The organism is Clostridium gelidum, assembly GCF_019977655.1.
Classification (GTDB): Bacteria; Bacillota; Clostridia; order Clostridiales; family Clostridiaceae; genus Clostridium; species Clostridium gelidum.
In genome coordinates, this window is record NZ_AP024849.1 from 1064200 (window position 1) to 1080591 (window position 16392).

General features: G+C 27.7%; 15 protein-coding genes. 14 read left to right on the forward strand and 1 reads right to left on the reverse strand.

Annotation, left to right across the window (positions count from 1 at the left end):
• Positions 1 to 38: 38 nt before the first annotated feature.
• The 3 genes from psyc5s11_RS04950 to dut all read left to right on the forward strand — a co-directional run bounded on the left by psyc5s11_RS04950 (position 39) and on the right by dut (position 2907).
• The gene (locus psyc5s11_RS04950; protein ID WP_224036526.1) at positions 39 to 452 is read left to right on the forward strand and encodes a SpaA isopeptide-forming pilin-related protein; all 414 of its coding nucleotides are present in this window, start codon (positions 39 to 41) and stop codon (positions 450 to 452) included.
• 177 nt (positions 453 to 629) lie between these two features.
• Positions 630 to 2180, forward strand: a complete 1551-nt coding sequence (locus psyc5s11_RS04955; RefSeq protein ID WP_224038123.1) for an IS1182 family transposase — start codon at positions 630 to 632, stop codon at positions 2178 to 2180.
• Positions 2181 to 2466: 286 nt separating this feature from the next.
• A complete protein-coding gene (gene dut / locus psyc5s11_RS04960; protein ID WP_224036527.1) occupies positions 2467 to 2907 on the forward strand; it encodes a dUTP diphosphatase in 441 nt (146 codons plus the stop codon).
• 230 nt (positions 2908 to 3137) lie between these two features.
• Here dut and psyc5s11_RS04965 read toward each other — a convergent pair whose 3' ends face one another.
• Positions 3138 to 3698: a class I SAM-dependent methyltransferase gene (locus tag psyc5s11_RS04965; protein WP_224036528.1), complete on the reverse strand. Its 561-nt coding sequence runs from the start codon at positions 3696 to 3698 to the stop codon at positions 3138 to 3140.
• 299 nt (positions 3699 to 3997) lie between these two features.
• Here psyc5s11_RS04965 and psyc5s11_RS04970 point away from each other — a divergent pair, with 299 nt between their 5' ends.
• From psyc5s11_RS04970 to psyc5s11_RS05015, 11 genes are all read left to right on the forward strand, one after another.
• The gene (locus psyc5s11_RS04970; RefSeq protein WP_224036529.1) at positions 3998 to 5248 is read left to right on the forward strand and encodes a sensor histidine kinase; all 1251 of its coding nucleotides are present in this window, start codon (positions 3998 to 4000) and stop codon (positions 5246 to 5248) included.
• A gap of 203 nt (positions 5249 to 5451) precedes the next feature.
• The gene (locus psyc5s11_RS04975; RefSeq protein WP_224036530.1) at positions 5452 to 6009 is read left to right on the forward strand and encodes an accessory gene regulator ArgB-like protein; all 558 of its coding nucleotides are present in this window, start codon (positions 5452 to 5454) and stop codon (positions 6007 to 6009) included.
• 41 nt (positions 6010 to 6050) lie between these two features.
• Positions 6051 to 6176: a hypothetical protein gene (locus tag psyc5s11_RS27805; protein WP_258712426.1), complete on the forward strand. Its 126-nt coding sequence runs from the start codon at positions 6051 to 6053 to the stop codon at positions 6174 to 6176.
• A 27-nt stretch (positions 6177 to 6203) separates the two neighbouring features.
• A complete protein-coding gene (locus psyc5s11_RS04980) occupies positions 6204 to 7460 on the forward strand; it encodes a sensor histidine kinase (protein ID WP_224036531.1) in 1257 nt (418 codons plus the stop codon).
• 485 nt (positions 7461 to 7945) lie between these two features.
• Positions 7946 to 8836, forward strand: a complete 891-nt coding sequence (locus tag psyc5s11_RS04985) for a sulfide/dihydroorotate dehydrogenase-like FAD/NAD-binding protein (RefSeq protein ID WP_224036532.1) — start codon at positions 7946 to 7948, stop codon at positions 8834 to 8836.
• Positions 8836 to 10230 carry an NADPH-dependent glutamate synthase gene (gene gltA, locus psyc5s11_RS04990; protein WP_224036533.1) on the forward strand — a complete coding sequence of 465 codons (1395 nt, stop codon included), beginning with the start codon at positions 8836 to 8838 and terminating at the stop codon, positions 10228 to 10230. The genes psyc5s11_RS04985 and gltA overlap by 1 nt, the downstream gene beginning before the upstream one ends.
• Before the next feature lie 409 nt (positions 10231 to 10639).
• A complete protein-coding gene (locus psyc5s11_RS04995) occupies positions 10640 to 11359 on the forward strand; it encodes a YczE/YyaS/YitT family protein (protein ID WP_224036534.1) in 720 nt (239 codons plus the stop codon).
• Positions 11360 to 11657: 298 nt separating this feature from the next.
• A complete protein-coding gene (locus psyc5s11_RS05000) occupies positions 11658 to 12044 on the forward strand; it encodes an ATP-binding protein (RefSeq protein WP_224036535.1) in 387 nt (128 codons plus the stop codon).
• Positions 12045 to 12095: 51 nt separating this feature from the next.
• Positions 12096 to 14081: a methyl-accepting chemotaxis protein gene (locus psyc5s11_RS05005; protein ID WP_224036536.1), complete on the forward strand. Its 1986-nt coding sequence runs from the start codon at positions 12096 to 12098 to the stop codon at positions 14079 to 14081.
• Positions 14082 to 14092: 11 nt separating this feature from the next.
• Positions 14093 to 14377, forward strand: a complete 285-nt coding sequence (locus tag psyc5s11_RS05010) for an STAS domain-containing protein (RefSeq protein WP_224036537.1) — start codon at positions 14093 to 14095, stop codon at positions 14375 to 14377.
• Between the two features lie 132 nt (positions 14378 to 14509).
• On the forward strand, positions 14510 to 16327 hold the full coding sequence (locus psyc5s11_RS05015; RefSeq protein WP_224036538.1) for a PAS domain S-box protein: 1818 nt from the start codon (positions 14510 to 14512) through the stop codon (positions 16325 to 16327).
• Positions 16328 to 16392: the final 65 nt, after the last annotated feature.

Genomic DNA, 16392 nt, shown 5'->3' on the forward strand with positions numbered 1-16392 from the left:
ATTATATAGAGAAAAAGTTTAATGAAGAGGAATTTTTTATGGATGCTAATATTTCTAAAGCTGACAATAAATATATAGATAATGTTAAAGCCCCAATATCGGAAGAAGATAATAAAGCTCAGAATGGAGAAATTATAGTTACATCAGTCTTGGAATGCTCAGAAAATGAATATTTGCAAGGTGTAAAGATTAATTTATATAAAATAAATGGATTATCTCCAGTTCTTGTAACATCTAAAATAACAGATCAAGATGGGAAAGCTATTTTTTCAGAAGTTGAAGAAGGCTGTTATAGAATAATCGAAGTTATAGATAAAAGACATTTTGAAAAACCTAAGTATATAAATTGGAATGAGATAATAATTGATAGTGTTAATAGAAATCAGAGACTAATGATAGTCAATAAAATTAAAAGATTTGTATCACAAAATAAACATAAGAATTGTATATAAAATAAGAAGGGGGCTGTTGCAAAACTAACGTAGTTAGTTTTGTGGCAGCTCATTTTTTTATAAAAAAAATAAAAAATGTGAATTCAAAAGAATTCACATTTTTAGTATAATTAAATTATGTTAAAAACCAAATTATACAATTAAAATTATAATCAATTTAATGATAATTATCAACTTATATTACCATTAAATTTAGAAAACTTAATACCAGAAGATGATTCAGTCCGCTTGCTAAGCCATATATTGGAGGGATTAAATTATACAAAGTTGTATCAGGCGTACTCTTCCGTTGGAAGAAAACCGGCAGTGGAACCAAAAATCATGTTCAAAATAGTATCGTATGCTTATTCTCAAAATGTTTATTCTAGTAGAAAAATAGAGAAAGCATGCAAAAGAGATATAAATTTCAAGTGGCTACTTCAAGGCTATAAAGCACCTGATCATGCTACCATTAGTAGATTCCGTAAAGAATATCTTTCAAATGAAGTAATTGAAGATTTATTTTATCAACAAGTTAAATATCTAGCAGGTCAAAATGAAATATTATTTGAAAATGTATTTATTGATGGTACTAAAATCGAAGCGAATGCCAATCGTTATACTTTTGTTTGGAAGAAATCCATTTATAAAAATGAGACAAAAATGTTTGATAAGATTCTTACTCTTGCTGAAAATATCAATCTTGAAGAATCGAGAGACTTTATTGCTAAAAAAGAAACATTGATAGATGATATTGATAAAATTCTCGAATGGCTTTTATATGAAAAAGATAAAAGAAACATAGAGTTTGTTCACGGTATTGGTAAAAGAAAAACTGCAATTCAGAAATGGATAGAGCAACTATTTGAATATAAAGAAAGACAAGAAAAATATAATTTCAGTAAAAACATATTATCAAAAAGAAATAGTTATTCTAAAACTGATACAGATGCAACTTTTATGCGTATGAAAGATGACCATATGAGAAATGGTCAATTGAAACCTGCATATAATGCACAAATCGCAGTTGAAAGTGAATACGTAACCGGGGTCGGAATATTTGATGATAGAAATGATATAGCAACATTAATACCTATGCTTAATAATATGCAAGAAAAAATTGGGTATAAATATCTTAATGTAATTGCAGATTCTGGTTACGAAAGTGAGGAGAACTATTTATTTTTAGAATCTAACAATCAAACTCCGTATATAAAACCACAAACTTATGAAAAGTGGAAAAAAAGAAGTTTTAAAAATGATATTAGTAAACGTGAAAACATGAAATATGATGCAGAATCAGATTTATATATTTGCCATAATGGTAGAAAGTTGATTCCGACCTCTATTATTAATAGAAAATCCGCCAGTGGATACAAATCAGAGGCTACTATCTATGAGTGTGAAAGTTGTGATAACTGTGCTCATAAATCGAAGTGCACGAAAGCAAAAGGAAATAGAAAGATGCAAGTTTCAAAAACTTTTGTGGAAAAGCGTGAAATATCTTATAGAAATATCACAACTGAATTTGGAACTAAATTAAGAATGAACAGATCTATTCAGGTCGAAGGAGCATTTGGAGTTCTAAAAAGTGATTATGAATTCAATAGATTTTTAACACGTGGAAAAAATAGTGTTAAAACTGAATTTATTTTGCTTTGTTTTGGCTACAACATTAACAAATTGCATTTAAAAATACAAAATGAAAGAACCCAAAATCATCTTCATGAATTAAAATCTACTGCCTAATTATGGAATGAAATAAGTAGGCTTATTTGAGTGCGCTTGAAATTCAGAAATCTCCCCAAAATTGATTTGATATTTCAATTTTGGGGAGATTTCTTTCTTTGAATCGAAAAGGAGCATCGCTCCTGATCGAAAATCAATCATTTTGCGACACTCCCTTTTTGCATATGTTTAATTGATTTTTTGAATTACTCATAGAGACTCATTAAGAGCATGAATTTAGCATTGTGAATTGTGCATTGGTAAGATATAATCATAATTAATATAAAAATTTAAAGTGGGTGTTGAAGTGGAAAAATATATATTGAAAATAAAAAAAATTAATGATAAGGCTGTAATACCTAATTATGCTCATGAAGGAGATGCAGGCTTAGACTTATATGCAGTGCAAGAACTGATTTTAAATCCAGGAGAAAGAGGACTAGTACATACTGGAATACAAATAGAGTTACCTAAAAATACAGAAGCTCAAATAAGACCAAGAAGTGGTTTAGCCTTAAAAAGTGGAATAACTACCTTAAACTCACCAGGAACGATAGATGAAGGGTATAGAGGAGAAATTGGAGTTATTTTAATCAACCACAGTAATGAAATTTTTAAAATAGAACACGGAATGAAAATTGCTCAAATGGTAATAAAGCCTGTATTTAAAGTTGAGATAATAGAAACATCAGAATTGTCAGAGAGTGAAAGAAACGAGAAGGGATTTGGATCTTCAGGAACAAGATAATTTAAATGCCTTATAAAATACATAAAGCATTTTATAAGGCATTTAATAAGTCATATGAAAGAAAATAACAAGTCAATCATGTGATGTGTATTTTGCGTCAGGCAGGCAATAAGGTATGTTGGCCTCATAATGGGCTTATTAGGTAAACATACTGACGAAGCATGAGACAAAATAGACTAGCATGCTGACTTATTATTTTCTGGAATATGCCTAAGACCTTTATTATATATCTAACGTAATTTAAGAGAAACATTGAATCTACATGGATTATAGTATCCATCCATGACTTTCCAACCGTCAAAATCTTTTTTATCATAAAGTAAATGAGTATCTCTATGTGAACTTAGAGGTAAATCTCCAATAAATATTGCTTCTTTAGCAACTCTTTTTAATTCAGAAATTGCTTGCTTGGCATACTCTTGATTTGGAAAATAATGAAATGCTCCAAAGCAAATTACTTTATCGAAGGTTTTATCCTTAAAAATTAAATTATTTGCTTCACCATGTAAAACTGAATTGTTAAGCAGTTCTATGTGTCTTTTTACAAGGGAAGAAGAATAATCTACCCCAACATATTCACCACATTTTATATATTGAGCTAATCCGCCAGCACCACAAGCTACTTCTAATACTTTATCAGTTTCTTTAATATCTAATTCTTTAACAATTTGTCTTGCTATCTCTTTTACATCAGCAGAAGTATCTTCATAACCATCCAATTCTTCCAAGGACTTGGTATTACCATTTCCTTTTCTCTCCCAAACTTCTTTCCAATAAGACATGTTTTCCATAAATCTATCCTCCTAAATTTAATTCTACAATATAGTTCAATTAATGAACAATATTATATTAACATTGTTCAATGTTCACAACAATAAGTTCATAAAATAAATTAGTAGAAATCGTTAATTAATCAATATATTATGAATGATGTTACCTTTTAATGTTGATATCTAGGAAGATTAGATTATGCTAAATGATTACATTATTAGAAAAACAATATTTTGTAGAAATTAGTAGAAAAAAAGCTTGAATCTGTTAAGTGTTTAAGATAAAGTATAAATATGAAGAAAATTGGGAGGATTTAGCATTGATTATTATAGATGGAATAAATTCAGTATTACAATCACTAGCATTTGCATATGTATTAATTTATTGTGTGGATAAAAACCCAAGAATAGATAAAATGAAGTTGCTTTTTATGACATTGATTTTTACGCTTATAGGAACATTATTTACAGGAGCATTTGGAAATAGCCCGGGAATGATAGTGTTTTCAACTCACATACTAGCATTAGGGGTAGTATGTTTTGTATATAAGAAAAATATAAATAATGCATTAATAGCACATACGATAATATATTGTATTATTGGAATTTATTCTATTATATTTGGAAATATAATTTTTGAGTATGTAAAAGGACTTTTACCAATTGAATATGTAGATTATGAGGCGAGTTTTATAATATATATTCCAGAATATATATTAATGTTTTTGTGTTTGCAATATATAAAAAAAATAGAACAAGTATATAAATTCATAGTAAATGAAGGTTTATTAATTTACTTATTGATAATTAGTTTTGCTATGGATTTTACAGTAACTTTTTATTTATTGACTATGGGATATAAAACTCAATTAATAAAAAATATTATATACTTAATGTTTTTAATATTTTTTCTAGGCATTTTGGTATATTTTTGGAAGGCTCATCAGAAATCAGAGCAAATATATAAATTAAATGAAGTTCTAGAAATTAAAAATAATGAGCTTAGCAAAATCAAACATGATTATGGTGCACAAATTTCATATTTATATGGTCTTTGCCTTATGGAAAGAGTTGATGATTTGAAAATATCTTTAAAAAATATTATAAATAATAATGAATCTACACCAACAGCTGTAGAAGTTAATAAAAATAAAAATTCATTGTTATCACTTGCTTTAAAGCCTGCTATAGATAAAGGAATACATGTAATAATAGAAGAAAAATGTGATTTCAGTTTAATAACTATGAATGAAATGGAATTTTATAGAGTCATATCTAATATAGTAAATAATGCAATTAAAGCAATGGATGGTCAAGGAATAATAATTGCAAAAAGCTATGAATATTTAGGCAATGCAGTAATAAAAATACAGAATAATGGACCTAAAATAGAAGAGTATTATTTGACAGATATTTTTAAAATAGGATTTACAACTAAAGATAATGATGATAAAAGCCATGGATATGGGTTAAGTATTGTAAAAGATTTAGTAGAAAGTAATAATGGGAAAATTCGTGTTAAAAGCACGGATACTGCAACTGAATTTAAAATAGTTTTACCAATTGAATAATATAATTGTAAAATAAGAAGATATCCTTATAATAACAAATTAAAAGGATATCTTTTCATTTTATAATTAATTAAATTTTAAATATAGTCCATTAATATAAAACGTATACAGAGAACATAAAAACACAACAAATATGTTGAAAATTAACAAATAAGGAGGTATACTATATATAAACTAGAAAAATATATAAAAGAGAGATAAAAATGGTAAAAAGTGTTTCGAAGAAAATTATAAAAAGTATAGCAACTAATGAAAATTATAGTAAAGATGAACTCGAACAAATGGAATATGCTTTAGTGACTATTTTATTTGAATCGATAAAAATTGTTTCAGCAATAATTATTTTTTCTTTATTCGGATATTTTAAAGAAATGATAATTATTCAAGTAGTAATGTGTTCAGTTAAGCCTTTTATTGGAGGGTATCACGAAGAGACTCAAATTAAATGTTTTTTAACTACAATGCTATCTATAACTGGAATATTGATTTTAAGTTTGCAATGTAATCTTAGTTTTCTAAGTAATTGTATCTTAATTTTTCTAAGCATATTTTGCATATGGAATCAAGCTCCAGTAATAAATTTAAAAATGCCAATTACGCGCCCCGAAATTATAAATAAAAATAGGAGTACAGGACTAAGGAATGTAACAATACTTGGATTAATATGTATAGTTGCATACAACTATACAAGTTATTATTCAATAATAACTTGGACAATCCTATTTTTAGCAATAGAAATGTTTAATAAAAGAGAAGTATAAAACTATTTAGTAATTAAAAAAATTAAGAGGAGATGGGTTTTATGATAAAAAAAGTATTAGGTGAATTTTTAAAGAAAATAGCAAATTCTATGATTACATTAGCTCCAGCATCATTGGGGGATTGGGGTGTTGAAGAAATGCCTGAATCTATGAAAAACTTAAGATAAATATAAAAATAACTGGAGGGGCGCGAATTGGGATTGATTATTTTAGATATAACAGCTTCAATATTACAAGCAATAGTACTTACTTATACAATAACTTATTGTATAAATAAGAGCGAAAGAATAGCGAAAATAAAAATAGTTCTCATTATAGTAATGCTTTCATTAGACGGCCAAGTTTTTACTGGTGTATTTGGGAATAGCTGGGGTATGGCTATATTTGTAACTCATATAGTAGGTTTAAGCATAACAAGTGCATTTTATAGAAAAAATATTTTAAAAGCAATAATAGCATATACAATAATCTATTCTATTATAATATTAATGAGCATTATATTTGGGGGGTTGATTTTTGAATATATTAAAGGAATGCTTCCGATAGAATATGTTACTTATGAAAAGATTTTTTTGGTATATGTTCCACAATCAATATTGTTACTTTTGTGTTTCAAATATACAAAAAAAATAAAACAGATTCATCAATTAATAATAGATGAAGGGGTTTCAACAGTTTTTATAATAATGAGCTTTTTTCTTGATTTTGTATTAACTTTTTATTTAATAACATTAGGTGAAAAAAGTCAATTAATTAAGAATGTTATATACATAGTATTTTTTCTGTTTATGTTAGTAATTTTGACTTATTTTTGGAAGATTCATCAGAAATCAGAACAAATATATAAATTAAATGATTCTCTAGAAATTAAAAATAATGAACTTAGAAAAATTAAACACGATTATGGTGCACAAATTTCATATTTATATGGACTTTGCCTTATGGAAAGATTTGATGATTTAAAAAAATCATTAAAAGATATTATAAATAACAATGAATCTACACCAACAGCTGTGGAAATTAGCGAAGATCAACAGTCATTATTATCACTTGCACTAAAGCCTGCTATAGATAAAGGGATACATGTAATAATAGAAGATAAATGTAGTTTTAATTTAATAAAGATGGATGAAATGGAGTTTTATAGGGTGATATCTAATATAGTAAATAATGCAATTAAGGCACTGGATGGCGAAGGAATAATAATTGCAAAAAGTTATGAATATTTAGGTAATGCAGTGATAAAGATAGAAAATAATGGCCCTAAAATACAAGAACATATTTTGACAGATATTTTTAATGTTGGATTTACAACAAAAGAAAATAAGGATAATAGTCATGGATATGGATTAAGTATTGTGAAGGATTTAGTAGAAAGTAATAATGGAAAAATATATGTTAAAAGTACTGATACTGCTACTGAATTTAAAATCGTTTTACCAATTAATTAAATCATATAAGATAATAAAATATAATTTTAGAAAATTTACTTATATGAAACATATATTATATTTTAAAAATAAGTTTTATACATAAAGAATGTAATAGAATAATATTGTTTATATATGTTGCAATTGACAATTGTGGATGAAGCTCAAAGAGAAAGTTCGAAGGATGAAATGTAAAATTTCAACTATCACTTTTTTACGGAATTTTTTAAATTTGGAATGAAGAATTGCTTTTGCAAAATATATAAAAATTAATAATAAGAAATTTAGATAAGTGGTAAAACAATTTACATTTTGTAAGTTATTTACCACTTATTTGTTTGTTTTTTAAAATATAATTAAAAATAGCAAGGCTGTATGAGAAAAAAGTTTCAAAAAAACATAAAATTAATAAAAAATCTTAGAAAGTATTTCAAAAATTCAGAATAATGGTGTAAACTAGAAGGAGAAAGTATAAAATTAAACATACTAAAAAGGGGTGCTATTACATGTATAAAATAATTAGCAAAAAGGAACTTACAGATAATATATTCTTAATGGATATAGAAGCTCCAAGAATAGCAAAGTCTGCAAAACCTGGTCAATTTATTATTATAAAGAATGATGAAAAGGGTGAAAGAATTCCACTAACAATAGCAGACTATGATAAAGAAAAGGGAACCGTTGCAATAGTTTTCCAAACTGTTGGAAAGGGTACAAAGCAATTAGCTTCATTTGAAGTTGGCCAAGAAGTAGCCGATTTTGTTGGACCTCTTGGACAACCAAGTGAGCTAATACATGAAGATATAGAAGAATTAAAGAAAAAGAAACTACTATTTATTGCAGGTGGAGTTGGTGCAGCACCAGTTTATCCACAAGTAAAATGGCTACATGAACAAGGAATAGATGTAGATGTTATACTCGGAAGTAGAAATAAAGATTTATTAATATATGAAGAAGATTTAAAAGCAGTTTCTGGGAATCTTTATGTTACAACAGATGATGGTAGCTATGGATTTAAAGGAACAGGTTCTGATATGTTAAAAGACTTGGTTAATAATCAAGGTAAAAAGTATGATCATGCTATTATTATTGGACCAATGATAATGATGAAATTTACTTCTATGTTAACTAAGGAATTAAATATTCCAACTACAGTAAGTTTAAATTCAATTATGGTTGATGGTACTGGAATGTGTGGAGCATGTAGAGTAACTATTGGTGGAGAAATTAAATTTGCTTGTGTTGATGGACCAGAATTTGATGGACATTTAGTAAATTACGATGAAGCAATGAGAAGACAAGGGTTATATAAGACTGAAGAAGGAAAATGTCAATTAAAAGCAGAAGAAGGAAATACCCATAGTAATGGTAGCTGCGGTTGTGGAGGTAATAAATAATGGATATGAATGAAAGATTAGTTAGAATACCAGTAAGAGAACAAGACCCAAAGGTGAGAGCTACAAACTTTGAAGAAGTTTGTTTGGGATATAATGAAGAAGAAGCTACAAAAGAAGCTGCAAGATGTTTGAATTGTAAAAACCCTAAATGTGTAGATGGATGTCCAGTATCAATTAACATTCCTGGATTTATTGCACATGTTAAAGATGAAAAATTTGAAGATGCAGCAAAAGAAATTGCAAAATATAGTGCACTTCCAGCTGTCTGTGGAAGAGTTTGTCCACAAGAAAAGCAATGTGAAGGAAGATGTGTTTTAGGTATAAAGGGCGACTCAGTATCTATAGGTAAGCTTGAAAGATTTACAGCAGACTGGGCAGCAGAACATAAGGTTGATTTAAGTGCAACAGAACCTAAAAATGGAATTAAAGTTGCAGTAGTAGGAAGTGGTCCAGCGGGACTTACTTGTGCTGGAGATTTAGCTAAAAAGGGATATGAAGTTACTATATTTGAAGCTCTTCATAAAGAAGGTGGAGTTTTAGTATATGGTATTCCAGAATTTAGACTTCCAAAAGAAAAAGTAGTTAAAATTGAAGTTGAAAACATTAAGAAACTTGGTGTTAAAATTGAGACTAATGTTATTATCGGAAGAACAATAACTATAGATGAATTATTTGAAGAAGAAGGATTTAAAGCTGTATTTATAGGTTCAGGAGCAGGTCTTCCAAGATTTATGGGAATACCAGGAGAAAATGCTAATGGAGTATCTTCTGCAAATGAATTCTTAACAAGAGTAAATTTAATGAAAGCAGCTGTAGACGGATATGAAACTCCAGTTAGAGCTGGAAATAAAGTTGCAGTAGTTGGTGGAGGAAATGTTGCTATGGATGCAGCAAGAACTGCACTAAGACTTGGAGCTGAAAGTCATATTGTTTATAGAAGAGGCGAATCTGAACTTCCAGCAAGAATTGAAGAGGTTCATCATGCTATGCAAGAAGGCGTAATATTTGATGTTTTAACTAATCCAAGTGAAATATTAGTAGATGAAAAGGGATGGGTTAAAGGGATGAAGTGCATTAGGATGGAACTTGGAGAACCAGATGCATCTGGAAGAAGAAGTCCAGTTGAAATTGCAGGATCAGAATTTGTTATGGATTTAGATACTGTAATAATGTCTCTTGGAACATCACCAAATCCATTAATTTCTTCAACAACAGAAGGATTAGAAATTAATAAGAGAAGATGTATAGTAGCAGAAGAAGAAACTGGGCTTACTACTAAAGAAGCAGTTTATGCTGGTGGAGATGCAGTTACAGGTGCAGCAACAGTAATCTTAGCTATGGGAGCTGGTAAAAAAGCAGCAAAAGCTATAGATGAATATTTACAAGCAAAATAAGATATTTGCTGTAATTCAATAATTTATAGTTTTAAAATATTTTATGACTTAGTAGTTATCTGCCTTTTATAAAATAAAAAATATAATGGACATTTGTTTGTAGGAGTATTTAAGTGAAGACTATGAGTTTTACTTATCTGAACTGCTTGAACAAATGTCCATTTTTTTATAAATTAATATTTTACGTGACTATAATTGAATTATTTTGAATGAATTTGACTTTTTTCTTTGACAATATTATAAGAATAATGTAGAATACCTATTAACAATCAAATATTATAGTGAATTAAACAATTATATAATTAAATTCTACGTGTATAAAACGAGAAATTGTGATATAGATTAAATAAAGAAAAGGTTTATATAAGTGAAATTTGCAGAAAAATACGAAGCAAAGGAAGATAGAACAATGAATAAAGCAATAAATTTAATAAAAAGACTAATTTTATTTTTTGTAGGGATGAGTATAATTCAATTTGGAGTTGCACTCTTTTTAAAAACTAATATAGGATCAGATACTTTTACTGTTTTTACTCAAGGATTAGCGACAACATTAGATAAGACAAGCTTAAAGGAATTTTTTTTAGTAAAATGGATAGCAGGTTCTCCCCAAGTAACAACAGGAGTTGCTAATATGATCATTTTAGTGGTGCTGTTTGCAATAATACTTTTAGTGGAAAGAAAACGAGTAAATATAGGAACATTAATATGTGTTATTGGAGTAGGTCCAATAATAGACTTATGCGTAAAGGTAGTTTCATATTTTCCAATTGAATCTTATAATTATGTTATAAGAGCATTATTGGTTGTATTCGGTTGTTTTATAATTGCAGTAGGATTTTCAGTTTTATCAGCTACAAATGTAGGGGTTGCACCAAATGATATTGTTCCATTTTTAATACAAGATAAAATAAAAATTCAATATCGTTGGATTAGAATAACATTGGATGCTGGATACTTAATTATAGGATTTTTATTAGGTGGAACTATTGGTATTGGTACAATAATATCGATGTTAGCAATCGGACCATTTATACAATTTTGTCTTCCACATGGAGAAAAGTTAGTAAGGCTAATAGTAGGTGAGAGTAATGAAGATGAAGGCGAAAGCGTTACTGCCACTGCTTAATTAGGCATATTAAAGTTTGATTTATACGTTTATAAGTAACTGTTTAAAGATGATTTCAATTTATCTTTAAGCAGTTATTTTTTGTTTTGGAATATAGAAATTAAAATAATTTATATATTTGGTACAAAGAACAGTATAGTAATTTATTTATAATGCTATTTAAATACTTATTTGTTAATAATTATTTAATTTGTTGAAAAATAATTTTAAAAGTGTAATAATGTAAAAGGAATTATTTTCACATAAAATATATTATATAACAATTACAATTGATTTCATTGATGGGGTGATTTTACTTATGAAGGATTACAAGGGTAAGATGGTGTTTTATGGAACAGACAATATAAATAATAAAATGGATAATATAATAGAGAGTTTTAATTTGAAAAATCAACATTTTGAAATAAAATTAATTATATCTGAGGCCCTAAATAATGCGTTTATTCATGGAAATAAGAGTGATAAAAATAAGCCGATATATGTTGAATGGCGTATAGATAAAAGTAATTTAACGTTAACAGTAACTGATTGTGGAGTTGGAATTGAGGGATTAGAAATAAATAAGGAAATTAATAATAGTAATATTTTTGATGAAAATGGGAGAGGGTTATATATTATAAATTGCTATACTGATGAGGTGAGTTTTAAAGGCAATTCTATAATTATGAAAAAACGAATTTCATAAATAAAATAAAAAATACAAATTGGGTAATTTAAGAAAACTGGAGGCAAAATAATGAAAATATCTTTAAAAATTAAATTAATTATTACTTTTTTTTGTGTAATTACTATTCCAATGTCTATTTTAGGATATGTATCATATCAAATGTCTAACAAAGCTATACAAGCTTCTGTGCAGAAAGAGTTAAAGGCGCAGACTTCTGGAACTGCAAATTTGATTGACGATAGAATTAAATCAGTAAAAAGCACTTTAGAAGTGACAAGTCTTAATGGAGACATTAAAAATGCAGTTGAAAATTTAAGTTCAGAAAATGTGGATAAAGTATATACATATATAAAAAATGTACAAGAAAAGAATAAAGATTACATGGAAGCATTGATTATTACTGATACAACAGGTAAAGAAATTATTAACAATCAAACGAAAGAACCTGATATAAATTTAAGTGATAGAGAGTATGTTAAAACGGCAATTAGTGGAAAAGAAGCTATTAGTGAAGCATTAATTTCTAGAACTACAGGAAAGCTTGGCATTTCCATAGCTTATCCACTTAAAGACGGAGATAAGATTATTGGAACATTAGTTGGAAGTATAAATTTTAGCGCCATTTCAAACTATGCATCAAAAATTAAAGTTGGTCAAACAGGATATGCATTTATTACTGATAAAAACGGACTATTTGTTTATCATCCTGACGAAGGGAAAGTCTTAAAGGAAAATGCAATTGATGATTTAAAGGCTATGATAGGTCAAGTGAAAGATGGCCAAGCTATTGATGGATTTTATAATTATGACAATGTAGAAAAATATGTTGTTTTGCAATCTGCTGATAATTGGGTGATTGGAGCTACAGCAGATTATGATGATTACATGTCATCAGCAATAAGCATAAGAACATACACTATTATTATTTTATTAATATCTATAATTATTGCAATGTTATGCGCATATGTATACTCAACAAAAGGAATAGTTGAACCTATAAATAAACTAGAAAAACTGATGAAACTTGCAGGTGAAGGAGATTTAACTGTTAAGAGTGATGCAACTAGAAAAGATGAAATTGGAGAACTTGGAAGATCTTTTAATAATATGATAAAGCATCAAGATGAAATAGTTAAAAATGTAGTGAATTCTTCAGAACAGTTAACTGCAGCTTCAGAAGAAATGGCAGCTTCATCTGAAGAGATAAGCGCAACTACTGAAGAAATAAGTGCAACTATAGCTCAAGTAGCACTAGATGCAGAAAAACAAAATGAATCTATAGTAGATATTTCAGGAGTATTAGTCCAATTATCAAGCCTTGTGCAACTTGCACAAAATAGGGCTAAAGCAACAAGTACAGATGCAACTAATACAATGAGTGTAGCTGAATTTGGAAGAGGAAAAGTAGAAGAAACTGTACATGCAATAAAGGTTATTAGTAGTGGAAGTGATGAAACTGAAAAAGCACTTAAATCATTAGCTGCATTATCTACGAAGGTAGATGGAATAGTAAATACCATAAATGATATTGCAGGTCAAACAAGCCTTTTGGCATTAAATGCTTCTATAGAAGCCGCCAGAGCAGGAGAACATGGTAAGGGCTTTAGTGTTGTAGCTGAGGAAGTAAAAACATTGTCTGAAGAAACTAATGATAGAGCGAAAGAAATAGCTGAATTAGTTAGTGAAATGACTAAACAAACCAACAATGCTGTAAATTCAATGGAAGTGTCAAAAACTGAAGTTGATAATGGGGTAAAAGTAGTATCAGAAACAGATAAAGCATTTGTTGACATAATGAATGCTATAGAGAATATAGTTAAACATGTTAATGAGATACTTGATATTACTGGTGACGAAGTTGCATCATCAGATAAGGTTGTTAAATTAATTAATGAGATAGCTACAATAACAGAAAGTAATACTGCAAATAGTGAAAATGTATCTGCGGCAACAGAAGAGCAAGCAAGTGTAATAAATAATTTCACAGCTACAGCACAAGAAACAAGTGCTATGGCAGAAGAATTAACTAGACTTGTAGAAAAATTTATAATATGAGGTGACAATTAATGGAAAAGGATATTATGATTAATATACCTACAAATTTTGTTGTTGATGAAGTAGCAACATTTAGAATACAAATAAATAAGCTAATTGAAGAAGGAAATAGAAACTTTATTTTTAATTTTAGCCAATGTGATTTTATAGATAGTACTGGACTTGGAGCTTTGGTATCAATTTATAAAAAATGTGCTGAAAAGGATGGAAGTGTTAAATTAAAGTCTTTAAAGCCAGATGTTGAAAAATTATTTAAACTTACAAGAATGGATAAAGTATTTGAAATACATCCATAAATTGCAATAGTAAAAAATAGTGGTCCAATATGCTAGATTTTGCATTTTGGACAACTATTTTTTTTGGGTGCTTATAAAAATTATCTGGATTTTTATATTCGAGAAATTCAGATTGAAAGGATAATTAGGATTATGTATAAAGACAAACAAGAATCAGAAATGTTAGATAAAAGTATAAAGTTTGATATAAATAATTATAAAGATATTTGGGATAAAATAAATGAATTATCATTTCTTATAGAGGTTGATGAATTATTTGTACCAAAGTGCTTTATAGATGTTAATAGTAAGGTTTGTAGTTGCTTAGAATATTCAAAAGAGAATTTTATTGACGTAATACCTTCAGATGTTTTTATTTTTGATAAAAAAGGAACTGTTTTAGAGTTATATAGAAATTTGATTTATAAAAGATGTGATAAAGTTGAGATGATATTAAAATCAAAATATGGAAAATATGTTTATGTTGAAGCAAATATATTTCTATTCATACAGAATAAAAAGAAACATATTTTAATTATTGCTATTGATGTTACTAAAAATAAAAAGATAGAAAAAAATATCGTTGGAATTATAAAGGGAATTCCTGATGTGATAAAAGTATATAATCCAGATTATACAATAGCTTTTTTTAATGAAGCTGGTTATAATTTTTATAATAAAACGCCTAAAGAAGTAAATGGTAAGATGTGTTATGAAGTTTTGTCTAGAGAAGAAAAATGTATAGATTGTTCATTTGAAGAGGTTATGGAAACTAAGCAAATGATTACAATAGAAAAGTATATTCCGGAATTAAATAAATTTATGGATGTATGTTATAATCCGGTATTAGATGATGATGGAGAAATACTATATATTGTAGAAAGATTACGAGATGTTACAGAAAAAAGAATTCTTCATAAAATGCTTAAAGAAAATGAAGACAGATATAAACAAGTTATTAACAGTATGCCAGATGCAGTAGTTATAATTGTGGATAACATAATTGTTTTAGGAAATATAGAAGCATGTAATTTACTTGATTTAAGCTATGAAAAGCTTAGAGGAATAAATGTGTATAAGCTTTTTCAAGAAAAGTATATAAAGTCGTTGCATAAAAGATTTAGAAATATAATACTAAATGAAAAGGTGAAGGATATTTCAGAGTATGAATTTATTCTATCTAATAAAAAAGTAGCTATTTTGCAAATATCACATAGCTACATATCATATAAAGGGAAACCATCAATTATAGGAGTTCTGCGTGACATAACTGATATTAGGAAAGAATTAAATAAAGCTGCAGAATTTCAAAGAAAAACTCTTCAACTGGATTTCCCAGCAAGAAAATTTATTAATATTGAAACAGTATATATACCTTCAAATACAGTTAGTGGTGATTTCTATCGTATCTATGAAATAAATGAAGAGTTGATTATAGGAATAATTGTAGATGTTAGGGGAAAAGGAATATCAGCAGCTCTTAATATATCAGCTTTTGATGTTTTGTTTCTTCAAGAAATTGCGCTTACTCATGAGCCAATGAATATAGTTAAGAATTTAAATAAAAAACTGGTTAATTATTATGATGAAAATTATATTGCTGTATGCTGTTTTAGCATGAATTTCAATAAAAATGAACTTAAAGTAGTTGGAGCAGGAGTAAATCAATTTATTTTTCAAAAGAAAGATGGAAAAGTAGAAGAAAAAATTGCCGAAGGAATTTTTCTGGGAATGTTTGAGAATAGTGAATACTGTGAACAGATAATTTCTTTTGAACATGGTGATAAAATTATATTTTTTACTGATGGCTTAGATTTTATATTGGATGAAGATAAAATTATACAAAAATATATGGAACAAATTAGTATACATGAATTCAAGAATTATATTGATGAGTTTTTAAATGATACTATATTAGAGGTTGGAATATTACAGGATGATTGTACAATGATTGCAATGGAAATAAAGTAAAAGTTGAATTTTAGAATAATAAGATTAGGTTAAATTGAATTTATAAGTGGTTGCTATTAAAATTA